The sequence below is a fragment of the Arthrobacter sp. TJ-236 genome (assembly GCF_058269235.1).
On the sequence record NZ_JBZCNI010000001.1, the window covers coordinates 580,482 to 605,137 of the forward strand.

The window sequence follows — 24,656 nt, forward strand, 5'->3', positions numbered from 1 at the left end:
TTCCATGACCGTCCACCCCATCACCGTCCTCGGCGAGCCCGTCCTCCACCGGCGCGCAGCCCAGGTCGAGTCGTTCGACGACGACCTCCGCACCCTGATCGCCGACATGTTCGAGACGATGGACGTCGCCAACGGCGTGGGACTCGCAGCACCGCAGATCGGCGTCGGGTTGCGCGTCTTCGTCTGGGCCATGGAGAACGACGACGACGCCCCTCCGAGGGGCGTGGTGGTCAACCCCACGCTCGTCACCTCGAAGATCCCGGGCTCCGACCCCGATCCGGACGAGGAATCGGAGGGCTGCCTGTCGGTGCCCGGCGAGGCATTCGCACTCAAACGGGCTGACTGGGCTCGTGTGTCCGGTGTCGACGGCGATGGTCGGCCCGTCGAGTTCGAGGCCACGGGCTGGTTCGCGCGGTGCATGCAGCACGAGTACGACCACCTCGACGGGAAGTTGTACGTCGACCGCCTCAGCAACCGGTACGGGCGGAAGGCCGCGAAGGCCATCAGGAACAACGGGTGGGGGGCACCGGGCCTCACCTGGATGCCGGGAGTCGATCCGGACCCGTTCGGTCACTGAACCTCCCCGGTCCGGTGTCGTGGCGGACCGCAGGATGCCGCAGGTGTCGTGCAGGTGCCCAGACTCGCCGGGGTGTCAGGACGAGGGGTTGTCCGCCGTCCTGATGCTCGGCGCCGGGGCCTCCACGAGGTCCTCCAGGCGCCTCACACCCCGGAGGGGCCCGAGCACGGCCACCATCGGGGCGAGGCATGCGATGATCACTCCGATCAGGATCGCCTCACGGATCCCCACGGTCTCCGCCAGCACGCCGGCGAGGAGACTCGCCAGAGCCAGCATGCCCCAGCTGACCATCCGTGACGCCGCTCCGAGCCGGCCCATCATGCCCGGGGGGCACACCCGCTGGCGGAAGCTCGCCCCGATCACGATGTTCCACGAGACACCGGCGCCCATCACGAACATCCCGAGCAGTCCCCACAGCATGCCCCAGCCGGGGGTCAGGACCAGCAGCGAGGCATAGCCGGCCACACCCGGCACCATGGACCAGCGCCAGAGTGGCCCCGAGCCGAACCGCTCACCCATGGCGGTGGCGGTCACTCCCCCGACGGCGCCGCCGATCGAGGCAGACGCGAGCAGCGCGCCCAGCCAGATCTCCGATTCCCCGAGAGTCCTCAGGACGAGCAGGACGATCAGCGACGCCGCGATGTTGCCTCCGAGGTTCCAGAGCGCTGCGTTGAACAGGATGGCCCGGAGCGGGGCGGTGCTGAAGGTGTACCGGAGCCCGTCGTTCATCTCCCGCAGGATCCGACGCTCGGTCGGCGGCTGCGTGACTTCGCGGACGTCCAGCCGTTGGAGGGCCACCAGGGAGATGATCGACATCAGGACCTGCAGCACGAGAGTGTTCGAGGCGCCCGCCACTCCGGCCAACCACCCGGCCACCGACCGGCCGGCGGCGTCCGCGGCCGCGCCGGATCCGGTGATGAGCCCGTTGCCCTCCATCAGTTCGTCCGGGGTGACGGCCTGCTGCACCAGTGCGGCATCGGCCAGCTGGAAGAACACGGAGGAGACACCCGCCACGAAGGCAGCGAGGAAGAGCAGGGGCGTGGTGAGGAAGCCGAGCCAGTAGCCGACCGGCAGGAGCGCGAGGATGACGATGCGCACGCACAGGGCTGCGACCATGACGGGCCGTCGCGGGAGCCGATCCACCCAGACACCGATGACGAGTCCGAACAGGAGCCACGGGAGGAACGTCATGCCGGCGAGGGCGGCGACCTCGAAGTTGCTGGCCTGGAGTTCGACGGCGGCGATGACGGGGAGCGCGACCGCGGCGACGGCATTGCCGAACACGCCGACGGTCCCGGAGACGACCAGGGCACGGAAATTCCTGTTGCGCAGCACCAGGTGCTGTCTCCCGGTGCCCCCAGAGTCCATCAGATCACCCTAGCCCAGCGCCTCTACAGGCTTCGGCTCGAGAAGCGCATACGTACCGACGAGTAGGTGAGCCCTTGACGGACGCGCCCGTCCCACCGACAATTTTCGCCGACGGTCCCGCCGGGGGTAGTCGTGGAATGGTCGTGGGATGGTCGTGGGATGGGCCGACCGATACGCCGGGTATAGACCCCGCACCGCTCTGACCTGCGGTTACATTGCGGCCGGGTGTTCCTCGGGTGCTGGAAGGCCGATCAGGCCGTCCGTGATGGACGCCGCCCGGGAGTCGTCGTCATGCCACAGATGCGAGTACGTGGCGAGGGTTTCGTTCGCGTCCTTGTGCCCGAGACGGTGCGCGACGGCCACCGGGGACATGCCGCCGGCGATGAGCTGGGACGCGTGATAGTGCCGTAGTTGGTGCCACCCGTCGCCGATGTCGGGGTACTGCTTGCGCACCTGCCGCCACGCTTCCGAGACGTTGTTGCGAGTGAACGGCCGGCCACTGTTCTGGAACACGAACAAACCGCGCCGATCGAGCCCCTGCAGCATATTGACCGTCGTCGGGCCGACGCTGATCGTGCGGACACTGGACTCCGTCTTCGGCGGCCCCCACACCACCCGGTCGGCGCCACGGGATACAAGCTGCCGGTCAACGGTCACCGACCCCCGCTCGAGGTCCAGCCGGTCCCAGGTCAGCCCGCGGAGCTCGCCGCCGCGCAACCCTGTCGCTGCAGCGAACACCACCATCGACCGGTACGGCACCCAGATCACGTCGGCGATCGCCTGGACCATCTCCGTTGATAGCGGGCGAACGCGCTCCGCCTCGGCACGTGGCAACCGGACCCCGACGCACGGCGACGAGCGGACCACACCGTCGAGGACAGCGGCCTTCATCATGCCCGCCAAGTACGTGTAGGCGAGGCGCACCGTCGCCGGCGACAACGTATCCGACCACGAGATCACCGCGGCCTGCACATCAGCACGCGTCACCTGCTCGATCCGCTTGTGCCCCAAAGATGGCAGGACCGTGAGCCGCAGCCGCCGTTCGATCTGATCCCTCGACGTCGGGCGCTGGTGGATCTGCTGCGCCTCCCACCGGGCCGCGTACTCAGCTACGAGAAGGGACCTCGCCGGCGCCACGAACACGCCAGGGTTGGACCGGGCGTTGACCTCGAGGAGGAAGTTCGCGGCGGCGTCCTTCGTGGGAAACGACCTCGCCCGGCGGCCGCCCTCATCCCACACCACCCGGTAGCGGAGACCCTGCCCGTACCGTGTCGTCCGGGAGCGGTCTTTCCGGTGCCAGCGGTCCTCAACGCTCGCCATCGGAAAGCCCAGCCCTGTCCGGGGAGTCCACCGGCCCGCTCCACCTTTGCGCGTTCGTCTGCTGCAGCTGCCTGGACATGCTGACGAGGAGCTCCTTCGACTCGGTCGGGAGACTGCCGGCGCCCTGTAGTACGAGCTCGTCGGCCCCGTCCGCTTCTACGTTCAGTCCCACGGAGCGGGCGCATGCGAGGAGTACCGCGGTCACCGAAACGTTCAGCCCACGGGAGAGGCCCTTGATGGTGTCGGGGTCGGGGAAATTGCTGATCTGCCCGGTCGCCATCGCGTGCAGCCGGTTCGCCTTTGGCACTCCCCCGCAGTCCCTCGCGAGCCGGTCGTAGGAGCGGGTGCCCTTCAGGTCGAGGATGAGGCGCTGGATCCCGTTCACAGGCATCGTCGTCGCGTCGTCCTTCGTCTCGGCGTCGTCCCCGTAGATGGAGATGAACGCGTCGGCGGCGTCCTGCCGTCCGACCTCCCGCAGCTCGTCCGGGCTGATGTCCACGGAGTACGCCATGCGTGCAAGCGTCTCGGGCGGGGCGACCACGGGGACCCTCGTGTCAGAGGAGATCGCCTGGAAGCCTTTGACGACCTGCCGCCAGCGGCCTTCGCTCAGGCCGGCGAGTGTCGACGCTTTCCGCGCCGAGATGTTGGAGCGCTTCTGCGCCGCCTCTATAAGACGCCCCTCAGGCGTCTGTTCGTCGTTTGTCATGAGCACATGATGCAACGGTGTTGCCTGCGTAGTGCAAGTGGAGATTAGTTCGCACTTCTACGCACGAATAATCGAATTACACGGGTGTAACTATCGAAAATGCCTAGTCAGGGGCGCGTAGGCGTTTGCGTAGTGCGAAGTTGTTGACACTACGCACTACTACGCATAGGCTCATCTCATGGCAAAAGACATCCAGCCGTGGGACCGACTAAGGATCACCCGCGAGCTCGCAGGACACACGATGACCTCCCTCTCACAGGCGGCCCCCTGCTCGCTGAGCTACATCAACGACCTCGAGAAGGGCCGCCGGAACCCGAACCCGGCGATCACCCTGAAGCTCGCCCGGGCGCTCAACGTCCCCGTCAGCTACATCGAGAAGGAAGACCGCATCGAGGGGCGTGCGTCGGCATGACCCCGCACGAGGTGAACCTCGTCGTCCTCTGCCGGCTCCTCCGGAAAGAACTCGTCCTCTCCGGGCGGATAGAAACACCACTCCGCGACCAACTCCTCGACCTCGAAGCCCAACTCACCCTGAAGGGGAACTCATGAACGTCATCGACCAGCTCGAAGCGGAGATCAACACACCCGCCGGCGAGACAGGTGTGGAAGCCGCATTCAGGACCGCACCGGAACCGTGGAAGACCGTCGCCATGCGAGCCATCAAGGCAGAGGCGGAGACCGGGCACGCGTTCGACGCCTACTCCCTCGAGGTCGTGCACAACGTGCCCGAGCCGGACCACGCGGGCCGCTGGGGTGGCGTCTTCAAAGCTGCAGCAGATACCGGCATCATCCGGCCCATCGGCTTCCACAAGTCCCTGCGCCCCACCCGGCGCGGCAGCCGCTGCCTCACGTGGATCGGGACGGACGCGGCATGAGGAAGCTCCCAGCACAGGCGCCGGTGAAGGACCTCACGGTCGGCGAAGTCGCCGAGCTCACCCACCAGTCGCGCAGCATCGTCCTCACCCTGGTCCGCGGGGGCAGGTTCCCGAACGCATACAAGGCCGGCCGAGGCACGAAGTCCTCGCCGATCCGCATCCCGTACGCCGACGTCGAGCTGTACCGCTCGACTCAGCCCTTGGCTCACACAGCATGATCGGGCCACTCGACCTCATGGACATGATCGCCGCTTCATGGGCGCACGCGAAGGCATCCCGGCAGGCCTGGATTGCCGACGACCCGAACCCGCAGTACTCACGCCTCGAACGAATGGACGGACTCAGATGACCATCACAACGACAGAGAGCCGCCGGGTGCAACCGACGACTCTCAACGGTTCCAGCCTCGCGCAAACGATCCAGTTCCTCTCCCAGCCTAGCAAGGTCGATGTCTCCGACACCCTCGTCGCCCTGTGGGCCGAGTCCACGCCGGCCGACGAAGAACACGGGTACGCCCAGCAGGCCCGGATCCTCGCCGCGATCCTCGACCGGGCCGTGAGCCCGTTCACGATGAGCAACGCCATGGAGGCCTGCTCACGGATCCACGCCCTCGAGACCGGCGCCTGCGTCACCGAGCTCTACGGCCACCCGAACACGGATCACGAGCGTGACCGCTGGCTCCGCGTCGAGCACGAGAACCTTACCCTCGCAGCCCTCGCCCTCGGCGGCACCCGGTGATCCGCCGCTGGCTCCTCAGCGACACCGGCGAAGCGGTCCTCTGCCTCCTCTGCCTGATCGCCATGGCCGCCTGCGCGTTCGTCATCGCGGACGTCCTCCGATGAGCGACGACCAGTGGGGAAACGACCCCGAGGACTGGGATGAGGGCATCGGTCGCTGCCCTTACTGCCGCCAAGAGGCTGACGGCATCGACTGCGGACGCGACGACACCCTCCCCTGCTTCAAAGACCCGACCCCTGCCGAGCAATGGCAGGTCACAACACCTCAGGAGGTGTACGGATGAGCATCACCGCCGATCCGGCCTACCAGGTACTCGCTGCAGAGCCCGACACCCGAGAGTGGCTACGCCTGCGGAAGGGTGGACTCGGCGCCTCGGAAGCAGCTGCCGTACTCGGGCTGTCGAAGTGGGCGACCCCGCTGTCGGTCTACATGGACAAGATGAGCGACTCAATCGACGACCGGATGAGTGACCGGCAGGACTGGGGGCACCGGCTCGAGGAACCGATCGCCCAGTGGGTGCGGGACACGAAGGGCTTGGACGTGTCCGCGTCCCCGGGGCTGATCCAGTCGCTCGAGTACCCGTGGCTGATCGCCACACCGGACCGGCAGGTTGCTGGGTGCCCGCTCGAGATCAAGTCATCCGACGCGTTCATGACCGACACCTGGGGCAACGGGATCCCCCTGAACTACCAGATCCAGTTGCAGCAGCAGATGCTCATCATGGGCGCCGGCCACGGGTACATGGCCGTCCTGCACGGCGGGAACACCCCGGACTTCTACCGCGTCGAACGGGACGGCGAGTTCCTCGAGATCCTCGTCCGCCGCACGCAGGAGTTTTGGGTCGACCACATCATGGCCCAGGTGCCGCCGGAGCCGATCAGCACCAGCGAGACGGCCGTGGCTTACCCGGGAGAGCCGGGCACGAAGGTCGAGGGATCCGAGTCTCTCTACGACCTCTACGGCGCGTACGGCCTCATGCAGGCCGAAGCCGTCGCCATCAACCAGCAACTCGACGACATCAAGCTCAAGCTGCAGCTCGCCATGAAGGACGCCACGGAGCTCACCTACCGGGGCGAGACCCTCTTCACCTGGAAGCCCCGCATCGGGGCGCCGAAGCTCGACGACAAGAAGCTCGCCGAAGACCACCCGGAGCTCGTGCAGAAGTACATGCGCCCCGGCAAGCCCACCCGAACGTTCCTCAGGAAGAAGCCCAGAGATGACTAGCCCACTCACGCAAGCCGCGGCAGCGAAGACCGTCGAGCAGCGCAAGAACCCGACCGCCCGCGATCTCATCCAGTCGCAGCAGGCACAGATCGAGATGCAACTCGCCGGCGCGATGAACTCGAGCGCGTTCGTCCGCGCCGCGCTGTCCTCCGTCTCTGCGTCCCCGCAGCTGCAGCAGGCCACGCCCGCGTCTCTCCTCGGCGGCATCATGCTCGCCGCGCAGCTCAAGCTCGAGATCGGCCCCGCGCTCGGTCACTTCTACCTCACCCCGCGACAGGTCAACGTCAAGCAGGGCAACGAGTGGGTTAAGACGTGGACGTGCCTGCCCATCATCGGCTTCCAGGGGTACATCGAACTCGCCTACCGGTCCGGACGCATCGAGAAGATCGAGACGTTCCTCATCCGTAAAGGCGACAAATTCGACCACGGCGCGAACAGTGAGCGCGGCAGGTTCTTCGACTGGTCCCCCGCCGACTACGACGAGGTCCGCGAATGGACCGGCGTGGTCGCCATCGCGAAGATCAAGGGCGCCGGCACCGTCTGGGCGTACCTCCCGAAGGACAAAGTCATCGCCCGCCGCCCCCAGTACTGGGAGAAGACCCCGTGGGGATCCAACGAGGAGGAGATGGCCCGGAAGACCGGTATCCGCGCCCTCGCCCCGTACCTCCCGAAGTCCACGGACCTCGGCAAGGCCCTCGAAGCCGACGAGAACAAGGTCGAGCACATCGCCGGCGTGAGCGACCTGCAGATCACCAGGCAGGACAACGACGTGCTCGAGGAACCTGCGGAGGGCCCGGCGTGAACGGGCGACAGTTCGCCCGCTACCTCGCCCGGGATCTCCGGTGCCCGTGCGCTTGCCTCGACCGCGAGGACACGTACATCCCAATCCACCGGGCAGGGCGCGGCATGGGAGGCAGCAAACTCCTCGACCGGCCGTCGAACATCATCGTCATGTGCTCGAGGATGAACGACCTCATCGAGACGAACGCCGGCGTAGCAAGTCAGGCCCGCGAGAACGGCTGGAAGCTCAACCGTTGGGAGTCCCCCGAGGAAGCCCCATTCCTAGACCTCGGAACCATGCAGTGGTTCACCCTGGACAACGACTACAACCGGGTACTTACCCAGAAACGAGCAGCGTAAACATGGCGGACATCAAATTCACCGGCAACGTCGGTGGCGACTCCGAACTCCGGTTCACCCCGGGCGGCGACGCGGTCCTGAACTTCTCGGTCGCGGACTCGAAGTCGAGGAAGCTCGACGACGGTTCGTGGGAGGAGCTCGGGAACCAGTGGCTCCGGGTGACGGTGTGGCGGGAGCTCGCGGAGTTCTACGCGGAGAAGGTTCTGAAGGGTACGCGGGTCACCGTGTACGGGGACTTCATGTCGCGGGAGTTCGAGAAGGACGGCGTGAAGCGGCTGAGTTTGGATGTGACGGCGAAGGGTATTGAGATCCACCCGAAGCGCCAGCAGGGGAACCAGGGCGGGCAGCAGCGCCAGCAGAGCAACCAGCCCGCCTCGGACCCGTGGGGCGCCCAGCAAACCGGCTCAGAGCCACCCTTCTAGCCCACCCTTCCTGTTGCCCTTCACCCCCACCGGTGGAGGGCAACAGCCCCATCAGCAAAGGACCAACCATGAAGACCACCACGATCACCAAGCCCGAGATCTGCAACTCTTGCGGCTGCCCCATCCGCATCACAGGCGAATGCAGGTGCAGCGACTGATGCGTGAGCTCACCTTCGATGAGTATCAGCACGGTGCGGCCGTCGCTCAATGGGGGACCGGGGCCGTTGTCATCAGCCTCTGCGACCTAACGGGGAACATGGTCCAGCCGTGGGCGGATGCCGGGTACAGCGTTCTTCTCGTAGACCCCCAGCATGGGGTGTCGCGGGTCGAGGGGAACGTCTACAAGTTCGCCGGCACCGTCGAGGAAGCGTCCGAGCTGATCGGATGGATCCTCCGCAAATGTGTTGTCGTGGCAGTCTTCGGGTTTCCCCCCTGCACTGACATGGCCGTCAGCGGGGCCCGCTGGTTCCGGGCCAAGTATGAGGCGGACAAGCTCTTCCAGGCGCGTGCGGTCATGGTCGCCGAGCAGTGCCGAACGATCGGCATACTGTCCGGCGCCCCATGGTTCGTCGAGAACCCTGTGAGCGTCCTGCCTTCCGCCTTCGGGAAGCCCCAATACACCTTCCACCCGTACGACTACACGGCGTTCGAGCCGAACGACAACTACACGAAGAAGACGTGCCTTTGGACCGGAGGCGGATTCATCATGCCTCCGAAGCAGCGAGTCATCGACGATCAACTGGGCGACCCCGACAACCGGATCCACTTCGCATCACCAGGCCCCGAGCGCGCCAACTTCCGCAGCGCCACCCCCATGGGGTTCGCACGCGCCGTATTCGAAGCGAACCACCGGACGGCATTGGAGGTAGCAGCTTGACCCAAATACCCACTACGAAAGGGTGCCCTATCCTCCCCTGCAGGGTAGACTTAGACCTATAAGCAGACGCGAAAAGCCCGCCCCACGTCTTGCACACGTTGGGGCGGGCTCATACCGAAGGTTAGGAATCGGTTCATGAGAAAAGTAGCACCCAAACCACACGCGGCGCTAGTCCTCGAGCAGATCCAGGCAACGGCGGATCAGTTCAACTCCTCGAAGGAAGCCCGCATCCGTGTAATCCGCATGGGCAGGGAGGCCGGCCTGACGTACGCGCAGATCGGCGAGAACCTGGGCATCACTGACGCCGCCGTCATCGGGCTCCTCAAGCGAGCCGGTGAGGCGCAGTGAGCATCTACTACTCGGACGATTCAGCAACCCTCCACCTCGGGGACTGCCTCGAAACCATGGCTGCGATGCCGGACGAATCTGTCGACATCGTTGTCACCTCGCCCCCCTACAATATGGGTCTCGTCCCGGGGGGCAACGGGCGTGGGATGTACCGGCCCGGTGCTAGCAACAAGGGCGGGCGATTTCGTGATGGGTACGGAAAGCATGACGACGCCATGGGTCAGGAAGCCTACGACGAGTGGCAGCGTGCCGTCCTCGCTGAATGCTGGCGCGTCTCCCGCCTGGCGGTCTTCTACAACCACCGTCCCCGCGTGGAGCACGGCGTTCTTCGCGACCCCCTCGGCAACAACTTTGGTATCCCCCTACGTCAGCGCATCATCTGGAACCGGGGCACCGGCATCGACGTCAACAAGCGATCCTTCTGCACTAGGGGCGAGTACATCTTTTTCTTCGCCAAGCCGGACATGTCGCTCGTGTCTCACTCGGCATCAGGGATGGGTGACGTCTGGGACCTCGGCATCGAATACGCGGTCAAGGACCACCCCGCCCCGTTCCCAGTGTCCCTGCCGACCCGGTGCATCGAAGCGACCGGAGCACAGTCCGTCCTCGACCCATTTTGCGGTAGTGGCACTACCCTCCGAGCCGCCGCCGACCTGAATATCAAAGGCATCGGCATCGAGCTCGAAGAGAAGTTCTGCGACCTGACCATTGGACGTTTGGCTCAGAAGGCGTTCGACTTCGGGGGTGCTGCCTAGTGCCGTGGTTCAAGGTTGACGACGGGTTCCACGGACACCCAAAGGTGCTTAGCCTCTCCCCCGCGGACGTCGGCGTGTGGGCCTTGGCAGGCACGTGGTGCGCCCAGTACCTCACAGACGGACAGATCGCTATGTCGGCCATCTGCCGCCTCGGGGGCACCGCGAAGAACTGCAAGGCCCTAGTCGCCGCTGGCCTATGGATTGACAACCAGGACGGGACGTACCAGTTCAAGGACTGGTCCGACTACCAGCCGATGAAGGCGGACGTCGAGGCCGAGCGCGACGCAGCACGTGAGCGGATGCGGAAGGTTCGGACGAAACGCACCGTAACGAGGGGCGAACGTTCGGAGGGTGTTCGGCCGAACGTTGAGCGAAGTTCGGAGGAAGTTCGCGTTACCCCGACCCAGCCCGACCCAGCCCGACCCGACCGTCCTTCAGAAGAAGCTAAAGCTTCTTCTCCTGACGGGCAGGAAGCGAAGAAGCCCGAGACGAAGCTCCCGAAAAGTTGGGCGCCCACGGCGGCTCACATCGAGGCCGCGAAGGCGAAGCACCTGGACGTAGTCGATGAGGCTGAGAACTTCAGGCTTCACGCGGAAACCCATGATCGCCGGTGCGCTTCTTGGAACGGGGCGTTCGCTACGTGGCTGAAGAAGGCCACTCCTCGCACGACAACCGCTTCACCTTGGCAGAAGGAGTACCACCAGTGATCGACGAAACCAGCACCGACCTGACCGCCGAGCAGTCCGTGATCGGGGCGATGCTCCTAAGCCGGGATGCGATCAGCGACATCGCGGAGACCTTGAACGCGCCGGACTTCTACCGGCCGTCGCACGAGACGATCTACCGGACGATCCTCGACATGCACGCCCGTCTTGAGCCGGTGGACGCGGTGACGGTCACGGACCGGCTGACGCGGGATGGGGAGATCGCCCGGTGTGGTGGGCCTACGGCTTTGCACGTGATGGCGCAGACGGTTCCGACCGCGTCGTCGGGGGCTTACTACGCGGACATCGTGGCGAGGGCTGCGATCCGCCGGCGGCTGACGATGGCGGGTCAGCGGATCGTGCAGCTCGCCCAGGATGGTGGCGATGAGGAGTCGATCGTCGAAGCGGCCCGCCGTGAGGTGGATCTGACTTCGAAGGCGACCTCGAGCACGGTCCGGTCGTTCGGGGAGACGATCGACGACATGCTCGGGACGCTCGATGAGGCGCCGAATCACCACCCGACCCCGTGGTCGGCGTTGAACGACATCGTCGGCGGACTCCGACCCGGGGCGTTGTACGTGATCGGCGCACGGCCGTCTGTGGGGAAGTCGGCGGTCGCCCTGCAGATGGCGAAGGAACTCACCCGGTACGGCTCGGTAGCGTTCTCGTCGTTGGAGATGTCTCAGGCGGACGTGCAGATGCGGGCCGTGTCCGCGGACCTCCGCATCGACCTCCGCCGGTTGATCGAACGTGACCTGACTCCCGGGGATTGGAACAAGATCCGGGCCCGCCGTGAGGTGTGGGGGAACGTGCCCCTGTTCATCGATGACCGGTCGGGGGTGTCGATCACGGACATCCGCAGGTTCGCCCGGTCCGTGAACCGCCGGCAACCGTTGGCCGGGGTTGTCGTGGACTACCTGCAGCTCATGTCCCCACCGCCCGGGGATAAGCGGCCGCGGCACGAGTTCGTGGCGGACATGTCCCGGCAGTTGAAGATCCTGGCGATGGACATGAACATCCCGGTCATCGCACTCTCGCAGTTGAATCGGGCGTCGGAGCAGCGGGCGGACAAACTCCCCCAGTTGACGGACCTCCGTGAGTCGGGGGCGGTGGAGCAGGACGCGGACGTGGTGATCCTCCTGCACCGGGAGATCATGGGCGACAAGCGCGGGGATCTGACGATGTTGGTGGCGAAGAACCGGCATGGGTCGACGAACGTCGCTGAGTTGACTTTCTGGGGTCATTACTCGCGCGTCTTCGACCGCGGGACGATCCCTACGGCGGTCGCGGCGTGAACCGGCCTGTTGCTGTTGTGGTCGCTGAGGCTCGGCTGTTGGAGGCGAAGGCGATTACCGATGCTCTCGTGACCCGGGTTTCGCGGGAGCGTGCCGAGTTGCGTGGTGCTTCGGGTGAGTCCCGTGTCCGGGCCTTCCGCCGGGTTCAGGTATCGCAGATGCTTCTCGAGGACGCGAAGGGCCACGAGCGTCGGGTGTTCGCCGCGTTGGAGGCTGAGCGTCTGGTGTGTCGCGGTTCGAACGTGGCGGGGGTCAGGAGCGCCGTAGGGCTGGGGAACGCCCTCCGGTCGGTCTCGACAACTTCTGAGCCGTCAGCGAGCCGCCTAAGCCCTGTGGCAGTGGGTACTTTGTCCCGCAGCAGGAGGATCGCGTGAGCGCCCGGCTGACAGACAGGGACCGGATGCTTCGCCTCGTGACCGAGCGGCAGCTGCAGCGGCAGGTCGAGGGCATCCTCACCGCGTACCGCTGGCGGTGGTACCATGCGCCGGACAACCGCCCAGTGAACGGCCGGGTGCAGAACGTGCGGGCAGGCTTCCCCGACATCGTTGCCGTCCGGGGGCCGCGGCTCCTGGTGGCGGAGCTGAAGACCGAGGTCGGCAGGGTCGCACCCGAGCAGGATGAATGGCTGTCTGACCTAGGGGTAGCCGGTGCTGAGCAGTACGTGTGGCGGCCCCGTGACATCGAGGCGATCAGGCTGATACTCGCCTAAAATACCCAGTTGCGGTGGGTGCTTTACCCACTTGCAACGGGTAAAATGAGGGCACGAAGAAGCCCGGCGATGCGTGAACATCCCGGGCACGACCGGAAGGTGAATTCCGATATGACCAGCATAGACACAACCGGCGGGAAGCCGCTCGACCACGGCGTCCTGTCCGGTATCCGCCGGCGCAACACGCCCCGCCAGGCTCGGCAGCACGCGGCGGGCATCGAACGCACGATCGACCAGGCGAAAGCGTCCGTCGCCGCACAGCAGGAAGCCGAGCGCCAGCAGGCCATCGCCGCGAACCGTGAGCGCAACGCCCCAGTGCCGTTCACCCCCGAGGAGCTGAAGGCCGCCCGCGCCATCCGCACCACCTCCGGGTGGCACAGGGTCGCGAAGGTCAACGCGAAGTCCGTCAGCGTCGAGACCGGCTACTCATGGACCGACCGCTACACGCTGGACAAGGTCCTCGAGGTGCGCGCATGAGCGTTCACCGTCATGTGTGGCGTGAGCGGCTGACCCGCCGCCTCCGCACCCTGTACACCTGCCAGTGCGGCGTCACCCTGATGAGCCGACCATGAGCGCCCCGAAGCAGCTGACGGCTCGCGGGGTGAAGGCCCGACTCACACGGGCAGGCGTCGACCACTCCAACCTGACCATCACCAACGTCGTGCAACGAGCCCGCGCCATCGACTTCAACTCGACCGGGGCTTGGAAGCGACGAAACGTCGTCATCATCACTGGAACCAGGGATCAGCGGCGAACCGCTGATGACGTCCTGTTCGACGCCGGACTCACGTGCGCACCGTACCCCGACCGAAGCGAGTGGCACGCATGACCGCCCCGTCGTTCGTGGAGGCCTTCGACGCCTACGCGCACGCCATCGCCTGCGGTGCCCCGTCGATCGTGCAGGCGGACCGGTTCGCTGACCTGCACGCCGCCCACCATGCCCGCATGGTCGAGCTGCATGAGGCCGAGGAAGCCGTGCAGCGAGTCTGGGGCCGGCTACTCCCCTGCCTCGACGAGCAGGACGCGCCGGATAAGCACATCTACCTACCCTGGGGCGACCCGATCGGCGGGTACGTGTGCAGCGTCTGCGACACCCCCGTCGAGTCCGAGCCATGCGAGCAGCACCAGCCGAGCGCGTACGCGAGGTGCAACGCATGAGCCTCGACGACATCCGGGCACGCGCCGAGAACGCTGCCTTGTTCTCGTGCTCGATGACCGCCGCTGAGCAAGCTTGGGAGTTTGGCCTGGTCGCCATCGATGACCGGTCCCAACTCCTCGCCGCCCTCGACGCCGTTCTCGCAGCGTGCGACGGGGACTACGAGCTGGACCACATCCGGGCCGCCATCACCGAGGCCCTCGCATGATGATCCCACCGAAGCACCTCCGCAAGATCGAGCTCGCGGCCGCGTACTGGATGGCCGTCTACCACCTCGCGAAGGCCCCGCAGAAGGAGAAGGTACATAAGGCCCGCGAGGTCCTCGTCTTGCAGCGGTTCCGCGACCACCCACACCACGACGACGTGACCCAGTGAGCGCCACCCGCTGTACGTGCGTTTGTGCCGGCGTGACCGTGATCGTCGAGGACCCCGACTGCCTGGCCATGCTCCAACAGATCATCCGGACAACACCCCCAGCACGGAAGGAAACACCAGCATGAGCGACACGAGAACCGAGGCGGCAGCCCTTTCCCTCCTCGGAGACAAGCAGTGGCCCACGAACGAGGAACTGGGCGGAGGGCCAACCGGGACCCGGGACGACGAAGTCCGCGACCAGTACATGGAGGACGCGGACTTCGCTCTCGCTGCCGCCGATGCTGCGGACGCCGAGCAGGGCATCCACCGGATCAAGATCGACGACGACGCGGTGGACCGGGTAGCTCGCGCGTTGGAGAAAAGCCAGCGCGCCCGCTACGGAGTCGGACCGCGCCCTCCCCAGTTCGCCCCTTCCGGCGCAGCCTTCGTCGATGCCAGGGCCGCACTGTCTGCCCTCACCGAGGCCCTCTGATGGCCGAGAAGCTGGCGGCGGCGACGCATGGGGCGCCCCTCGAGACCCGGTTGCGGTTGCACGCCCCCCACTCGGACGACGGCGACCTGCTGCGGGAAGCCGCGACCGTCATCGACGAGCTACGGGCCGAGCTTGCCAACGCGTGGGACGAGGGGCGAGAGTCGTTCGCCACTGATCTCCTACGGCCCCTCACCAGCATCGGTACGCGGCAGTCATCCGCGAATCCTTACGTTAGGTCGGTCGATGAGTAGCGTGCTTGAGCCGTTCATCGACGTCACCGGCTTCCCCGCCGAGGGTGCCCCAGTGCAGCCGACAGGGCGGGCCGCCCACCACCTCATCGCCGGCGGCTGGGCACCACCGGAGGAGGCCCAAGGCAAGCCGTTTCCGGAACATCTCTGGGGCATGGAATGCGCAGAGTGTGGAGCAACAGCCGTTCACCTCTCGTGGTGCCACTCGGGGAACCTCTGATGGCGAGGATGACGATGGCTCAACTACTCAGTGACTTCGACGAGCAAACGCACGGCCGCTACCGCACCCTGATTCGGCTGCTGAACCGCATCGCAACCAGAAAGAGGAGCCGATGAACGAGGCAGCGTGCAAGCACTGCGGGCAGCGCATCATCAGCGCCAACCGCATCAGCTGGCTTCACGCTGCAGGCAACTACAGGGGAAAGCATCGGTGCGACCCCGAGGATAGCGGCTTGCCATACGGTTACAACGCTGACCCCGAGGGCTCCTGGTGCAGCTACCCATGCGTCGGCGCTCCGTGACCCGTCTGGTGGAGGAGGTGCGGGCGTTGAAGCCGTTCCTGTTCCTCGCGTGGGCGCCCATCGGGTGGGTACTCGACCGGTACTGGCCGGAGGGGAAGCGGTGAGCGGTAATGACTTCATCGACCTGACCGAGCCGGAGCAACTCCTACTCGAGTTCGCGGCCACGAAAGGCGAGACGTTCACCGAGGAGCAGGGTGCGGCGTGGGATCAGCTTGTACGGAAAATCCAGGCCAGGCCCGCGGAGCAGATGCTCAGCATCATCGGCACGTACAGACACTACTTTGATCACGACGACAAAGCCCTCCGCGGCCTGCTGATCATGCAGGCCGCTATCTCACGGGCGTTGTGCGACCACGAGGAAACCGGGGAGGCGTACAGGGCGCGTGGCACGACGTGGGCCGACTGCCTAGCGTGCGAAACCCCGCAATGGAGGGGCGACACGTGAGGTGCTATTCGGAAGATTCCTGGACGGTTAGACCTTTTCTTGCCGATTAACTCCGCTGAGCCCCAGAACGCTTGATCTGTAGCCATTGTCCAGCATGTGGGATTAGCTAAACAGCCTAGTCAAGTGCCATTGTTACCGCATTTCGGGGCTGCTAGCGCATCGGATGTGCAGGTGTAGGTAACGGTTCGGCATCAACTCCCAAAAAGTCAGTACCCTGCCATAGCCTTCACAGACCCAAGCAGGTAGTCGGGGCAACGAAAACAGGTAGTGAAGGGGATGGTCTCAGTGACAAGTTCACGGAGCGCAGCCGGAGGCGGCTCACACCACACACGCAGGAAACGACCATGATGATCGCGGCCACCACGATCATCGCCACCCTCATCATCTTGATGATCCTCCACAACTGGAAAGAGCTCACATGGCAACGAGGCTACGAAGACGGGCTCCTCAAGTGCACCCCGCCGGGCATGGGTAGCCGGCAGTACCGGGACGGCTGGCACACGGGAAGGGCGGAACGGTCCAGGGTGAGAGCCCGGACGCCGAGCGTGAACGGGTAGGACGGACGGCGTCGCATGGGGGGTGCGACGCCTCCCCCATGGAGGGGGGTGCTGGTGAAGTTTCCGGCCTGAGAATGGCCCAGATAAACCCACTGACGGCGGGTGTTTTGCCCACTACCGGAGTAGAATTAGAGCCTAATCCGAAGCGTGAAAGTGGTGCGATATGACCGAGCTTGACGACATCAGGGCGCGCGCCGAAGCAGCCACCGATGGGCCGTGGAAGGCGATCACGACGGGGCGATCCGGTGGTGACCACTGGTACGTCTGCGATGACGGCCAGTCCCTAGCTTCCATCGCATCGAACGACGGCGAGAATGAGGACCAGCGCCAGCCTGACGCGACATTCATCGCGCACGCCCGCACTGACATCCCCCGCCTCCTCGCCGCACTCGACGCCGTGCACGCCTTGTGCTGGATGGCAGACGAGATGCATGGGGATTTGAGCAAGGACCAAGTTCGGGAAGCCATGATCAGGGCGCTGGAGGGCGGGGCGGCATGAAGTATCCAATTTTGCCGGACCTCGCAGTTGTCGACTTGAACGACAACACGTTATCCCTCGATGGGGCGAAGTTCCCGTACTACATCAGCCAAGACGGCATCAGTGTTGATTCTCTTGGCGACCCGAACTCTCTCCCGACGATCACGCTCACCCTCTTCGCGAAAACTTTAGAGGTCATTCCTAAGCATGAGGGTGGGGCGGCATGACTGAGGTACGTCAGGAGTGCACGGCACCCCACTGCGACACGGTTCTCCCGTACGGGGTGTACCTCTGCGTCGAAGACCTCACCCGCCTACAGGACGCCCTCCTCGACGTCCGCTCCACGCTCTCCGCGCTTGGGGCCGTCGTCATACGGTCCACCACCTACGGGGCCGCAGTCGGCGGCGCATCAGCCGGCGACAAGCCCGTCATGTTCGACGAAACAGCGCTCACCCGCGGCTACGAACTCCGGGAACTCGTCAACTCGTGGGCCCGCTACCTCCTCGAACCCCTCACCACCCAATGGGACCGCGACACCATCGCGTGGATGGAGGAATGCGAGACCATCGACGCCCTCGCCCTCACCGGCCACCCAGCCCCACCCATGCCCACCGAACCCTCCCGGCCCGGACCCACAGACCACCGCTCCCCCGCCAACGTCGCCGAATGGGTCGCCACCCACACCAACACCATCCGCACCAGCGACTGGGCAGGAGACATGTACGACGAAATCACCCACGCCGTCCGCGTCTGCCTCCGAGGCTCCGACAGGGCAGCGACCCGCGTTTTCGCCGGCATGTGCCCCACCGACATCGACGACCAGGTGTGCGGGGCCCCGCTCTACGCGCTCGAGAGGACACCAGTGGTGAAGTGCCGGAACTGTGGTGAGGAGTACGACGTCAACGGGTGGCGTGCAGCTGCCCTGGCCGCGGCTGGTGTGGTGGAGGGTACGGCCGCCGAAGTGTCGAGGGCTCTCACAGACCCGACCACGGGTGAGTGCCTCCCCCAGGGGACCATCCGGTCGTGGGTGTCGCGTGGACTCCTCACCCCCGTCAACCAGACCGACATCGACGAAGCCACCACCGCCGGTGAGCCGACCCCGGCGAAGCGGTACCGGATCAGCGACGTCCAGGACCTGTGGCTGAAGATGCGCGCATCCAAGTACGGGAACCCCACGCTCCGGAATCCCACCAACAGTGGGCGGGTCGTTGCTTGACGGTGGGCGGAATGCAACGTAGCCTGAAGGCATAATCGCTAGTTATGGCGGTTAGCAAAGGTTCCTCCCCGCTGACAAGACCTCTCAGAGAGGTCTTCCTCGGATAGATGGGGAGGTCAAACGCACGGGTTCCGTGCTTGCTGGTCGATTGCCTCCGTATGGTGGACGGGCCGTTTGTGGTTGCTCGCGACGCTCCACTTCAAAGCGTTGCCCAGCCCCGTCCTCGCTCTCGAGCTAGGCGGGTGCAGACTTCCCCGAGTTGGTCAGCCACACCCCCAGACAGGCTGAGAGAAACACGGGCCGGACGCGCCGGTCACCGCGTAGAGCCACACGATGGGCCGGAACAGGCCACCGCCGCTGGTCGGCAGCTCGCAACCAGCATCTTTCCACAAGGTGATTTCGCTACCACCGGGATGGGAACACAGGGCTGGTGAGAGCAGCCGTAGGTACGGACCTGAGGAGGCCGCATCTCCCCCGCCAGGGTCACGGCGGACGGCCTATCGTCGGGAGACGCTGCCACCCCGGGGATGTAGCTCAAACGGAAGAGTAGGCGGTCACGTCCCGCATCTCATGCAGGTTCGAATCCTGCCATCCCCCCTAGGTTGTTCGTCCCGTCAACGTCACCGTCACGCATCTCCGGCCGAAGGTACGACCGCGGGCCCACCTTTCTGCCCGTGCCAAGGCAGCACCTGCGGGACGAACACCAACACGTAGGAGGGCACATGGAAGACCAGAACATGTACCTCCTGAACCTCGCCGCCACCGGAGTCGGCGTCATGGTCCTCGCCCTCATCATCTACATCGTCTGGGGGAACCGATGACAACGATCATCGCCGTCGAAACTGACGAAGGGGTAATCATCGGGTACGACTCCAAGGCCACCGGCGGAGATCAGATTGAGCTCGAGCAGCCCAAGGTCTTCGCCAACAACGGGGTCACCTATGGGGTGGCCGGCACCGCGCTCTTCCTCAACGAACTCCGGTATGGCGACCTACCAGCAGCGCCCAGCGACAACGTAGACGCCTGGGTGACACGCGAACTTACACCAGCCATCCGGGCCATCGCCGAGACTGCTCTCAAGCCCAACGATGGCGGCGATTATGAGGTGCAACTCATCGTGGTCGTCAGAGGGCGGGCGTACGAAATCAGTGGAAACCTCGGATGGGTCCGCTCCACTGACCGCACGTACTTCATAGGGTCCGGCGCGGCCTTTGCCATGGGCGCCATCTCAGCGGGGGCGACAGTGGCCGAGGCACTGAGCATCGCAGCGAAGCATGACCCCTATACCGGGTACTCGCTATCGACCATCGAGGTAACAGCACACGACGACTAGGCAGGTGATGGCGTGTGTCAGCAGCGCGCCATACACCAGAGCAACGCGCCGAAGCGGTTGAGCTCTACCGAACACACGGCCCGACGCACGTTGCGAAGCAATTCGGCATACACAAGGCCACAGTAACCAAGTGGGCTAGAGCAGCTGGCGTGGCAACGGTTGCCACTTCCATCACGCGTGAAGCTACTGAAGCCGCGTCAGTGAATAACAAGCTCCGCCGGCAGAAGATCATCGACCGGATGTACCGGCGGGCCGAGTTCCTGTTGGACAGGGTTGAGGCTGAGACGTTCGATGCGCTCGTGCCGTCCGCGCCTGGTGTCCAATCCCACGACATCCTCACGTTCGTCCCTGCCGCTGAGGAGCGTCAACTGTCGGCGGCGATGACGTCGTACCTGTCAAATGCCGAGAAGCTCGAGAAGGTCGACGCGGATAACGGCGTGCAGGCCGCCGAGTCGATGCTGGGCAGGCTTGTGGACGGTATTGGGGTGCCTGATGAGTAGCACGATGGCGCTCTCCCCTAAGCAGCTCGATTTCATGCGCGGCAGTGACGCCCGCGTGAACATCCTCGAGGGCAGTATCCGTTCCGGTAAGACCATCGTGTCCCTGCTCCGGTGGATCATCTACGTGGCCCGCGCACCCCACGGTGGCGAGCTTGTCATGGTCGGCCGCACCCGTGACAGCGTGTGGCGCAACACCATCGGGCCCTTACAGGACACGGCGTTGTTCGGGCCGCTCGCGGATCAGATCATCGGGAACTACGGTGCGCCCACCGTGAAGATCCTCGGCCGCACCGTCCACGTTCTCGGCGCCTCTGACGCGAAAGCTGAGAAGGTCATCCGCGGCATGACGATTGCCGGCGTGTTCGTTGACGAGGTCACGGTCATCCCCGAGGAGTTCTTCACCCAGCTTCTCGGCCGCATGTCCGTACCGAAGGCGAAATTGTTCGGGTCCACGAACCCTGACTCGCCCGCGCACTGGCTGAAGCGCCGGTTCCTCAACAGGATCGGCGACCTCCCGGACTGGAAGTCCTGGCACTTCACCATCGACGACAACCCGTCACTAACCGACGCGTACAAGGACTCCATCAAGAAGGAGTTCACGGGTCTCTGGTACAAGCGGTTCATCGAGGGCCTGTGGGTTGCCGCCGAGGGCGCCGTGTTCGACTTCTGGGACGAAGACGAACACGTCATGCCATGGGCCGACCTGCCACAGATGGTGCGGCTCCTCGGGGTCGGCATCGACTACGGAACCACGCACGCCACCTCAGCGATCATCCTCGGCCTCGGCGTCGACGGGAAGCTCTACCTGGTGGATGAGTGGCGGTTCGAGGCGCAGCAGGCACAGCACCGGATGAACGATGCCCGCCTGTCCGCTGAGATCCGGCACTGGCTGTACAACGAACAGCACCTCCCGTACCCGAACAACCTGCGGGTTGAGTGGGTGATCGTTGACCCGGCGGCGGCGTCGTTCAAGGTGCAGCTCGGCGACGACGGCGTGAAGAACGTCATCAACGCTGACAACGAGGTCCTGTATGGGATCAGGGTCATGTCGTCGCTGCTGTCCACGAAGTTTCTGCAGGTCACTGACAGGTGCAAGGGCTTCATCGCCGAGGTGCCGGCTTATAGCTGGGACCCGAAGGCCACGGAGCGCGGTGAGGACAAGGTGTTGAAGGTCGCTGACGACTCCATTGACCCTGCCCGCTATGTCGTCACGACGACCGAGACCAACTGGCGCCCATACGTCAACATCGCCGCTTAGGAGGCACGCATGCCGCTTCCCGGCAAGAACATCACCTGGCCTCCCGCCGAACTCGACACCATCCTCGACCACCTCCGCACCTACGACACATGGGTCACCGGAGACGCCACGGAACTCACCCGCGTCTACGGTGGCGGTGCCCGCCCATCACAGCACGCAGGCGGAGTCGTCGGGGCCGTTTCACGGTTCTTCTGGGGTAGGCCTGCAGCGTCGGACACGGAGTCGAAGCTTCACGCCCCGCTGGCCGCTGATGTGTGCCGGGTCAACGCGGACCTCCTCTTCGCCGACCCTGTCACCGCGGCTGTTGTCCCCGAGACGGAGGGTGGCGAGCCGGACCCGAAGACGGAGGAACGCCTCACCCTCATCCTCGATTCCCTCCACCAGGTCCTTGTGTCCGCCGCTGAGATGTCCGCAGCGTTCGGCGGGACGTTCCTCCGCGCCACATGGGACGAGACGGCCAGCAAGGCACCGTTCGTCACGAAGGTCGACGCTGACATGGCGTGGCCGGTGTTCCGTTGGGGGCGCCTGCAGTCCGTCGTGTTCTGGCGTCGCCTCGCCACGGAGAACGGCAACGTGTGGCGGCACCTCGAATCCCACGAGGTCGAGAACGGTATCGGCGTCATCCGGCACGGCCTGTATCAGGGCACGGAGGACTTCCTCGGGAACCTCGCACCGTTTCAGGACCGACCCGAGACCGAATGGCTCGCCTCGCAGCCGCTGGTCGACGGCAACACGATCAGCACCCTCACCCCGGGGCTGGACGTCGAGTACGTCCGGAACCTCGAGCAGTCGAAGCTCTGGCGGAAACACCCTGTAGGCGCGAACCTCGGCGGCAGCGACCTCGAGGGCCTCCTCGGGGACTTGGACGCCTACGACCGGGCGTACACGTCCCTCATGCAGGACCTCGAGGACGGCAAGTCCCGCCTCATCGTCGCCGAGTCCGCACTGCAGTCGAATGGTGCCGGCAAGGGCGTCTCCTTCGACGAGTCGCGGCGCATCTTCACCGGGCTAGCCCTACCCCCTGGTAAGGCTGACGGGGCGGGCGCCCCCATCGAGCAGGTCCAGTTCAAGATCCGGGTCGACGAGCACCTGCGGATCATGGACGACCTCATGCACCGGATCATCCGGTCCGCCGGCTACTCCCCCCGCTCCTTCGGGATCTACACGGAGGGCGACAAGACGGCCACGGAGGTCGTGTCCGAGGATGAACTGTCGACGCGTACCCGGAAGCGGAAGATCCGGGCGTTCGAGCCTGCGTTGGAGCGGATCCTCGCTAAGTGCCTGGCGATCGACGCCGTGGTCCTCAATGGCGGCGGGTTGAAGGATGCCGCGGTGTCTGTCCAGTTCGCTGAGGCGAGCAAGGAAACCCCGCTGGCCTTGTCGCAGCTCGTGACGAACCTGCGGAACGCCCGGGCCGCATCCACAAAGACGGTCGTTTCCATAGTCCACTCGGATTGGGATGAGGCGGCTATCGACGAAGAGGTAGAGCGCATCCTCGCTGAGGACGGCCTACCGCCTCTCGCTGACCCCGACGAACGCCCGCCCGGAACCGAACTCACTGATCCCTCGGAGGAATCATGAGCGCCACACATCAGATCCAAGAAGTTCGACTACTCCAGCTTGGGGAGGAAGAACGCCTATTGAACTGGGCTCGGGGGACGGTGCGGGACTACCTGAACGGGCGCCCAGCACAGGAGGTCTTCGACGAGCTCATCATCTCTTTGCTGCCAGCCGGGGATGTCGAGGAGTCATCCAACGATCCTGAGTCACTGACTCCGAGGGACGTCCTTGAAGGCCCACTCAGCCTCACATGGAAGAACTAACGGACTAGGATGGGCCGATGCCGCTGAGTCCAAACTCCGCTGTCGAGCTAGTGAAGGTAATTAGGGACCTCTACACGGAGGCCGAGGAGATCGTCCTCACGAAGCTCGCACGCCAACTCGCACGCGGCATCGAGTCCGAATCGTGGGCCGACCGGAAATACGCGGACCTGCAGGACCTCAACCGGCAACTCACCACCCTCCTCGACGACCTGAACGACAACGTCCCCGGCGCCGTCGAGCGGTCTATGCAGCTCGCGTACAACCGTGGCGTGGCTACGGCGGTGACGGAGTTGCAGGGCGCAGGGTTGGGCGCCGCAGCTACCGCAGCACCACCCGTCAGCCCTTCCGTGGCGGCGTTCACGCGGGCGACGCTGGAAGTTCTGCAGCCGACGTCGTTCCGGATCCTCCGGTGGGTGGACGATGTGTACTCGCGGGTGACGCGTGAGACGACGGCGCAGATGCTGACCGGTGCTCTGACGCGACGGGAGGCGTCGGCCGCAGCGTTGAAGCGGTACGCGGTGCGCGGCGTCACAGGGTTCCGGGATGTGTCCGGCCGGGACTGGTCGCTCGCTTCGTACGCGGAGATGGCGGCACGCACTCAGGCCGCCCAAGCTTCCCTTGAAGGACACACGGACCGACTGCAGGACTTGGGTATGGACTTGGTCATCGTGTCCGACGCCCCCGAGGAATGCATCCTCTGCCGCCCTTGGGAGGGCCAAGTGCTGTCCATCAGCGGCCGCGCCTACGACACGCTCAGCGACGGCTCAGAGGTCAAGGGCTCAGTCCTCACGGCAACCACGGCGGGCCTGTACCACGCGAACTGCCGGCACTCACAGACCCTCTACATCCCTGGGGTGACGAAACGGTTCGGCCGCACCGAGGATCCTGAGGGTGACGCGCTACGGCAACGACAACGCGCCTACGAACGCAGGGTGCGTGAGTGGAAGCGCCGTGTGATCGTCGACGACGAGCTGCTCGGCAAGGACTCCCCCGGTGCGCGTGCTACTCGTGCGAAACTCCGCCAGACGCAGGCCGAGTTCAAGCAGTGGCGTGAAGCGAACGACCGCAAGAACCTCGCCTACAGGACTTCACTCGTCAGCCGCTAGTAGTCGAATGGGGTTCTCGCAGCGAGGTTCGCAGTCACGATGCCTTGGGGTGTGGTGCAGGTTTCCCCGGCCACCACACGCGCACCACCCGGGCTCAGACGTGTCCGGGC

At 65.2% G+C, this 24,656-nt stretch carries 39 protein-coding genes and 1 tRNA gene; 37 read left to right on the forward strand and 3 right to left on the reverse strand.

Annotation, left to right across the window (positions count from 1 at the left end):
* Window positions 1-4: 4 nt before the first annotated feature.
* A complete protein-coding gene (def, locus tag AC4D16_RS02595) occupies window positions 5-577 on the forward strand; it encodes a peptide deformylase (protein WP_490949029.1) in 573 nt (190 codons plus the stop codon).
* 75 nt (window positions 578-652) lie between these two features.
* Here the strand turns inward: def and AC4D16_RS02600 are convergent, their stop codons facing one another.
* The 3 genes from AC4D16_RS02600 to AC4D16_RS02610 form a co-directional block, all read right to left on the reverse strand.
* A complete protein-coding gene (locus AC4D16_RS02600) occupies window positions 653-1,945 on the reverse strand; it encodes an MFS transporter (RefSeq protein WP_490953841.1) in 1,293 nt (430 codons plus the stop codon).
* A gap of 210 nt (window positions 1,946-2,155) precedes the next feature.
* Window positions 2,156-3,265 (reverse strand): tyrosine-type recombinase/integrase, encoded by a 1,110-nt coding sequence (locus AC4D16_RS02605; RefSeq protein WP_490953842.1) that lies wholly within the window; start codon window positions 3,263-3,265, stop codon window positions 2,156-2,158.
* Complete coding sequence (locus tag AC4D16_RS02610) at window positions 3,252-3,971, reverse strand: hypothetical protein (protein ID WP_490953843.1); 720 nt, start codon at window positions 3,969-3,971, stop codon at window positions 3,252-3,254. Before AC4D16_RS02610 ends, AC4D16_RS02605 begins: the two co-directional genes overlap by 14 nt.
* Before the next feature lie 178 nt (window positions 3,972-4,149).
* Between AC4D16_RS02610 and AC4D16_RS02615 the strand changes: the two genes are divergently transcribed.
* The 36 genes from AC4D16_RS02615 to AC4D16_RS02790 all read left to right on the forward strand — a co-directional run bounded on the left by AC4D16_RS02615 (window position 4,150) and on the right by AC4D16_RS02790 (window position 24,546).
* Window positions 4,150-4,383, forward strand: coding sequence for a helix-turn-helix domain-containing protein (locus AC4D16_RS02615; RefSeq protein WP_490953844.1), 234 nt, complete (start codon window positions 4,150-4,152; stop codon window positions 4,381-4,383).
* Window positions 4,380-4,520, forward strand: a complete 141-nt coding sequence (locus AC4D16_RS02620) for a hypothetical protein (RefSeq protein ID WP_490953845.1) — start codon at window positions 4,380-4,382, stop codon at window positions 4,518-4,520. The genes AC4D16_RS02615 and AC4D16_RS02620 overlap by 4 nt, the downstream gene beginning before the upstream one ends.
* Window positions 4,517-4,846, forward strand: a complete 330-nt coding sequence (locus tag AC4D16_RS02625) for a hypothetical protein (RefSeq protein ID WP_490953846.1) — start codon at window positions 4,517-4,519, stop codon at window positions 4,844-4,846. Before AC4D16_RS02620 ends, AC4D16_RS02625 begins: the two co-directional genes overlap by 4 nt.
* Entirely contained in the window at window positions 4,843-5,064 is a 222-nt protein-coding gene (locus AC4D16_RS02630) for a helix-turn-helix domain-containing protein (protein WP_490953847.1), read from the forward strand. The genes AC4D16_RS02625 and AC4D16_RS02630 overlap by 4 nt, the downstream gene beginning before the upstream one ends.
* A complete protein-coding gene (locus AC4D16_RS02635) occupies window positions 5,061-5,195 on the forward strand; it encodes a hypothetical protein (RefSeq protein WP_490953848.1) in 135 nt (44 codons plus the stop codon). The genes AC4D16_RS02630 and AC4D16_RS02635 overlap by 4 nt, the downstream gene beginning before the upstream one ends.
* Entirely contained in the window at window positions 5,192-5,584 is a 393-nt protein-coding gene (locus AC4D16_RS02640) for a hypothetical protein (protein WP_490953849.1), read from the forward strand. Before AC4D16_RS02635 ends, AC4D16_RS02640 begins: the two co-directional genes overlap by 4 nt.
* Before the next feature lie 100 nt (window positions 5,585-5,684).
* Complete coding sequence (locus AC4D16_RS02645; protein WP_490953850.1) at window positions 5,685-5,867, forward strand: hypothetical protein; 183 nt, start codon at window positions 5,685-5,687, stop codon at window positions 5,865-5,867.
* Window positions 5,864-6,808: a YqaJ viral recombinase family nuclease gene (locus AC4D16_RS02650; protein ID WP_490953851.1), complete on the forward strand. Its 945-nt coding sequence runs from the start codon at window positions 5,864-5,866 to the stop codon at window positions 6,806-6,808. The genes AC4D16_RS02645 and AC4D16_RS02650 overlap by 4 nt, the downstream gene beginning before the upstream one ends.
* Entirely contained in the window at window positions 6,801-7,610 is an 810-nt protein-coding gene (locus AC4D16_RS02655; RefSeq protein ID WP_490953852.1) for a recombinase RecT, read from the forward strand. Before AC4D16_RS02650 ends, AC4D16_RS02655 begins: the two co-directional genes overlap by 8 nt.
* Before the next feature lie 104 nt (window positions 7,611-7,714).
* Window positions 7,715-7,948 (forward strand): hypothetical protein, encoded by a 234-nt coding sequence (locus tag AC4D16_RS02660; RefSeq protein WP_490953853.1) that lies wholly within the window; start codon window positions 7,715-7,717, stop codon window positions 7,946-7,948.
* A gap of 2 nt (window positions 7,949-7,950) precedes the next feature.
* On the forward strand, window positions 7,951-8,370 hold the full coding sequence (locus AC4D16_RS02665) for a single-stranded DNA-binding protein (RefSeq protein WP_490953854.1): 420 nt from the start codon (window positions 7,951-7,953) through the stop codon (window positions 8,368-8,370).
* Between the two features lie 157 nt (window positions 8,371-8,527).
* Window positions 8,528-9,247, forward strand: coding sequence for a hypothetical protein (locus tag AC4D16_RS02670; RefSeq protein WP_490953855.1), 720 nt, complete (start codon window positions 8,528-8,530; stop codon window positions 9,245-9,247).
* Between the two features lie 135 nt (window positions 9,248-9,382).
* Window positions 9,383-9,595 (forward strand): hypothetical protein, encoded by a 213-nt coding sequence (locus tag AC4D16_RS02675; protein ID WP_490953856.1) that lies wholly within the window; start codon window positions 9,383-9,385, stop codon window positions 9,593-9,595.
* Window positions 9,592-10,350: a DNA-methyltransferase gene (locus AC4D16_RS02680; RefSeq protein ID WP_490953857.1), complete on the forward strand. Its 759-nt coding sequence runs from the start codon at window positions 9,592-9,594 to the stop codon at window positions 10,348-10,350. The genes AC4D16_RS02675 and AC4D16_RS02680 overlap by 4 nt, the downstream gene beginning before the upstream one ends.
* On the forward strand, window positions 10,350-11,057 hold the full coding sequence (locus tag AC4D16_RS02685; RefSeq protein WP_490953858.1) for a hypothetical protein: 708 nt from the start codon (window positions 10,350-10,352) through the stop codon (window positions 11,055-11,057). The genes AC4D16_RS02680 and AC4D16_RS02685 overlap by 1 nt, the downstream gene beginning before the upstream one ends.
* A complete protein-coding gene (locus AC4D16_RS02690; RefSeq protein ID WP_490953859.1) occupies window positions 11,054-12,349 on the forward strand; it encodes a replicative DNA helicase in 1,296 nt (431 codons plus the stop codon). The genes AC4D16_RS02685 and AC4D16_RS02690 overlap by 4 nt, the downstream gene beginning before the upstream one ends.
* 370 nt (window positions 12,350-12,719) lie before the next feature.
* Window positions 12,720-13,058 (forward strand): VRR-NUC domain-containing protein, encoded by a 339-nt coding sequence (locus AC4D16_RS02695; RefSeq protein WP_490953860.1) that lies wholly within the window; start codon window positions 12,720-12,722, stop codon window positions 13,056-13,058.
* Between the two features lie 111 nt (window positions 13,059-13,169).
* Entirely contained in the window at window positions 13,170-13,535 is a 366-nt protein-coding gene (locus tag AC4D16_RS02700) for a hypothetical protein (protein ID WP_490953861.1), read from the forward strand.
* Between the two features lie 91 nt (window positions 13,536-13,626).
* On the forward strand, window positions 13,627-13,887 hold the full coding sequence (locus AC4D16_RS02705) for a hypothetical protein (protein WP_490953862.1): 261 nt from the start codon (window positions 13,627-13,629) through the stop codon (window positions 13,885-13,887).
* Window positions 13,884-14,216, forward strand: coding sequence for a hypothetical protein (locus AC4D16_RS02710; protein ID WP_490953863.1), 333 nt, complete (start codon window positions 13,884-13,886; stop codon window positions 14,214-14,216). The genes AC4D16_RS02705 and AC4D16_RS02710 overlap by 4 nt, the downstream gene beginning before the upstream one ends.
* A complete protein-coding gene (locus tag AC4D16_RS02715) occupies window positions 14,213-14,422 on the forward strand; it encodes a hypothetical protein (protein WP_490953864.1) in 210 nt (69 codons plus the stop codon). Before AC4D16_RS02710 ends, AC4D16_RS02715 begins: the two co-directional genes overlap by 4 nt.
* Window positions 14,419-14,589 (forward strand): hypothetical protein, encoded by a 171-nt coding sequence (locus AC4D16_RS02720; RefSeq protein WP_490953865.1) that lies wholly within the window; start codon window positions 14,419-14,421, stop codon window positions 14,587-14,589. The genes AC4D16_RS02715 and AC4D16_RS02720 overlap by 4 nt, the downstream gene beginning before the upstream one ends.
* A 121-nt stretch (window positions 14,590-14,710) precedes the next feature.
* On the forward strand, window positions 14,711-15,061 hold the full coding sequence (locus AC4D16_RS02725; RefSeq protein ID WP_490953866.1) for a hypothetical protein: 351 nt from the start codon (window positions 14,711-14,713) through the stop codon (window positions 15,059-15,061).
* A complete protein-coding gene (locus tag AC4D16_RS02730) occupies window positions 15,061-15,312 on the forward strand; it encodes a hypothetical protein (protein ID WP_490953867.1) in 252 nt (83 codons plus the stop codon). The genes AC4D16_RS02725 and AC4D16_RS02730 overlap by 1 nt, the downstream gene beginning before the upstream one ends.
* 487 nt (window positions 15,313-15,799) lie before the next feature.
* Window positions 15,800-15,934 carry a hypothetical protein gene (locus tag AC4D16_RS02735; RefSeq protein ID WP_490953868.1) on the forward strand — a complete coding sequence of 45 codons (135 nt, stop codon included), beginning with the start codon at window positions 15,800-15,802 and terminating at the stop codon, window positions 15,932-15,934.
* Window positions 15,931-16,275, forward strand: coding sequence for a hypothetical protein (locus tag AC4D16_RS02740; protein ID WP_490953869.1), 345 nt, complete (start codon window positions 15,931-15,933; stop codon window positions 16,273-16,275). Before AC4D16_RS02735 ends, AC4D16_RS02740 begins: the two co-directional genes overlap by 4 nt.
* Before the next feature lie 344 nt (window positions 16,276-16,619).
* The gene (locus AC4D16_RS02745) at window positions 16,620-16,832 is read left to right on the forward strand and encodes a hypothetical protein (protein WP_490953870.1); all 213 of its coding nucleotides are present in this window, start codon (window positions 16,620-16,622) and stop codon (window positions 16,830-16,832) included.
* Between the two features lie 163 nt (window positions 16,833-16,995).
* Entirely contained in the window at window positions 16,996-17,331 is a 336-nt protein-coding gene (locus AC4D16_RS02750; protein ID WP_490953871.1) for a hypothetical protein, read from the forward strand.
* Window positions 17,328-17,537 carry a hypothetical protein gene (locus tag AC4D16_RS02755; RefSeq protein ID WP_490953872.1) on the forward strand — a complete coding sequence of 70 codons (210 nt, stop codon included), beginning with the start codon at window positions 17,328-17,330 and terminating at the stop codon, window positions 17,535-17,537. The genes AC4D16_RS02750 and AC4D16_RS02755 overlap by 4 nt, the downstream gene beginning before the upstream one ends.
* Window positions 17,534-18,526 carry a hypothetical protein gene (locus AC4D16_RS02760; protein WP_490953873.1) on the forward strand — a complete coding sequence of 331 codons (993 nt, stop codon included), beginning with the start codon at window positions 17,534-17,536 and terminating at the stop codon, window positions 18,524-18,526. The genes AC4D16_RS02755 and AC4D16_RS02760 overlap by 4 nt, the downstream gene beginning before the upstream one ends.
* A 523-nt stretch (window positions 18,527-19,049) precedes the next feature.
* A tRNA-Arg gene (locus AC4D16_RS02765) sits at window positions 19,050-19,123 on the forward strand.
* Window positions 19,124-19,343: 220 nt separating this feature from the next.
* Complete coding sequence (locus AC4D16_RS02770; RefSeq protein ID WP_490953874.1) at window positions 19,344-19,859, forward strand: Ntn hydrolase family protein; 516 nt, start codon at window positions 19,344-19,346, stop codon at window positions 19,857-19,859.
* 14 nt (window positions 19,860-19,873) lie between these two features.
* Window positions 19,874-20,359 (forward strand): transposase, encoded by a 486-nt coding sequence (locus tag AC4D16_RS02775; RefSeq protein WP_490953875.1) that lies wholly within the window; start codon window positions 19,874-19,876, stop codon window positions 20,357-20,359.
* Between the two features lie 4 nt (window positions 20,360-20,363).
* Window positions 20,364-21,617 carry a PBSX family phage terminase large subunit gene (locus tag AC4D16_RS02780; RefSeq protein ID WP_490953876.1) on the forward strand — a complete coding sequence of 418 codons (1,254 nt, stop codon included), beginning with the start codon at window positions 20,364-20,366 and terminating at the stop codon, window positions 21,615-21,617.
* 9 nt (window positions 21,618-21,626) lie between these two features.
* A complete protein-coding gene (locus AC4D16_RS02785) occupies window positions 21,627-23,198 on the forward strand; it encodes a phage portal protein (RefSeq protein WP_490953877.1) in 1,572 nt (523 codons plus the stop codon).
* Window positions 23,199-23,457: 259 nt separating this feature from the next.
* Complete coding sequence (locus AC4D16_RS02790; RefSeq protein ID WP_490953878.1) at window positions 23,458-24,546, forward strand: phage minor capsid protein; 1,089 nt, start codon at window positions 23,458-23,460, stop codon at window positions 24,544-24,546.
* The last annotated feature ends 110 nt before the right edge of the window (window positions 24,547-24,656 follow it).

What these genes read in the sequence shown, in the direction of transcription:
- AC4D16_RS02715 (WP_490953864.1), top strand. Translation starts at nt 14,213, where the DNA reads ATGAGCCTCGACGACATCCGGGCACGCGCCGAGAACGCTGCCTTGTTC.
- AC4D16_RS02660 (WP_490953853.1), top strand. Translation starts at nt 7,715, where the DNA reads ATGGGAGGCAGCAAACTCCTCGACCGGCCGTCGAACATCATCGTCATG.
- AC4D16_RS02610 (WP_490953843.1), bottom strand. Translation starts at nt 3,971, where the DNA reads ATGACAAACGACGAACAGACGCCTGAGGGGCGTCTTATAGAGGCGGCG.
- AC4D16_RS02780 (WP_490953876.1), top strand. Translation starts at nt 20,364, where the DNA reads ATGGCGCTCTCCCCTAAGCAGCTCGATTTCATGCGCGGCAGTGACGCC.
- AC4D16_RS02635 (WP_490953848.1), top strand. Translation starts at nt 5,061, where the DNA reads ATGATCGGGCCACTCGACCTCATGGACATGATCGCCGCTTCATGGGCG.
- AC4D16_RS02720 (WP_490953865.1), top strand. Translation starts at nt 14,419, where the DNA reads ATGATGATCCCACCGAAGCACCTCCGCAAGATCGAGCTCGCGGCCGCG.
- AC4D16_RS02640 (WP_490953849.1), top strand. Translation starts at nt 5,192, where the DNA reads ATGACCATCACAACGACAGAGAGCCGCCGGGTGCAACCGACGACTCTC.
- AC4D16_RS02745 (WP_490953870.1), top strand. Translation starts at nt 16,620, where the DNA reads ATGATGATCGCGGCCACCACGATCATCGCCACCCTCATCATCTTGATG.
- AC4D16_RS02755 (WP_490953872.1), top strand. Translation starts at nt 17,328, where the DNA reads ATGAAGTATCCAATTTTGCCGGACCTCGCAGTTGTCGACTTGAACGAC.
- AC4D16_RS02645 (WP_490953850.1), top strand. Translation starts at nt 5,685, where the DNA reads ATGAGCGACGACCAGTGGGGAAACGACCCCGAGGACTGGGATGAGGGC.
- def (WP_490949029.1), top strand. Translation starts at nt 5, where the DNA reads ATGACCGTCCACCCCATCACCGTCCTCGGCGAGCCCGTCCTCCACCGG.
- AC4D16_RS02650 (WP_490953851.1), top strand. Translation starts at nt 5,864, where the DNA reads ATGAGCATCACCGCCGATCCGGCCTACCAGGTACTCGCTGCAGAGCCC.
- AC4D16_RS02730 (WP_490953867.1), top strand. Translation starts at nt 15,061, where the DNA reads ATGGCCGAGAAGCTGGCGGCGGCGACGCATGGGGCGCCCCTCGAGACC.
- AC4D16_RS02655 (WP_490953852.1), top strand. Translation starts at nt 6,801, where the DNA reads ATGACTAGCCCACTCACGCAAGCCGCGGCAGCGAAGACCGTCGAGCAG.
- AC4D16_RS02600 (WP_490953841.1), bottom strand. Translation starts at nt 1,945, where the DNA reads ATGGACTCTGGGGGCACCGGGAGACAGCACCTGGTGCTGCGCAACAGG.
- AC4D16_RS02705 (WP_490953862.1), top strand. Translation starts at nt 13,627, where the DNA reads ATGAGCGCCCCGAAGCAGCTGACGGCTCGCGGGGTGAAGGCCCGACTC.
- AC4D16_RS02785 (WP_490953877.1), top strand. Translation starts at nt 21,627, where the DNA reads ATGCCGCTTCCCGGCAAGAACATCACCTGGCCTCCCGCCGAACTCGAC.
- AC4D16_RS02725 (WP_490953866.1), top strand. Translation starts at nt 14,711, where the DNA reads ATGAGCGACACGAGAACCGAGGCGGCAGCCCTTTCCCTCCTCGGAGAC.
- AC4D16_RS02790 (WP_490953878.1), top strand. Translation starts at nt 23,458, where the DNA reads ATGCCGCTGAGTCCAAACTCCGCTGTCGAGCTAGTGAAGGTAATTAGG.
- AC4D16_RS02605 (WP_490953842.1), bottom strand. Translation starts at nt 3,265, where the DNA reads ATGGCGAGCGTTGAGGACCGCTGGCACCGGAAAGACCGCTCCCGGACG.
- AC4D16_RS02710 (WP_490953863.1), top strand. Translation starts at nt 13,884, where the DNA reads ATGACCGCCCCGTCGTTCGTGGAGGCCTTCGACGCCTACGCGCACGCC.
- AC4D16_RS02630 (WP_490953847.1), top strand. Translation starts at nt 4,843, where the DNA reads ATGAGGAAGCTCCCAGCACAGGCGCCGGTGAAGGACCTCACGGTCGGC.
- AC4D16_RS02620 (WP_490953845.1), top strand. Translation starts at nt 4,380, where the DNA reads ATGACCCCGCACGAGGTGAACCTCGTCGTCCTCTGCCGGCTCCTCCGG.
- AC4D16_RS02700 (WP_490953861.1), top strand. Translation starts at nt 13,170, where the DNA reads ATGACCAGCATAGACACAACCGGCGGGAAGCCGCTCGACCACGGCGTC.
- AC4D16_RS02670 (WP_490953855.1), top strand. Translation starts at nt 8,528, where the DNA reads ATGCGTGAGCTCACCTTCGATGAGTATCAGCACGGTGCGGCCGTCGCT.
- AC4D16_RS02625 (WP_490953846.1), top strand. Translation starts at nt 4,517, where the DNA reads ATGAACGTCATCGACCAGCTCGAAGCGGAGATCAACACACCCGCCGGC.
- AC4D16_RS02675 (WP_490953856.1), top strand. Translation starts at nt 9,383, where the DNA reads ATGAGAAAAGTAGCACCCAAACCACACGCGGCGCTAGTCCTCGAGCAG.
- AC4D16_RS02760 (WP_490953873.1), top strand. Translation starts at nt 17,534, where the DNA reads ATGACTGAGGTACGTCAGGAGTGCACGGCACCCCACTGCGACACGGTT.
- AC4D16_RS02615 (WP_490953844.1), top strand. Translation starts at nt 4,150, where the DNA reads ATGGCAAAAGACATCCAGCCGTGGGACCGACTAAGGATCACCCGCGAG.
- AC4D16_RS02750 (WP_490953871.1), top strand. Translation starts at nt 16,996, where the DNA reads ATGACCGAGCTTGACGACATCAGGGCGCGCGCCGAAGCAGCCACCGAT.
- AC4D16_RS02770 (WP_490953874.1), top strand. Translation starts at nt 19,344, where the DNA reads ATGACAACGATCATCGCCGTCGAAACTGACGAAGGGGTAATCATCGGG.
- AC4D16_RS02665 (WP_490953854.1), top strand. Translation starts at nt 7,951, where the DNA reads ATGGCGGACATCAAATTCACCGGCAACGTCGGTGGCGACTCCGAACTC.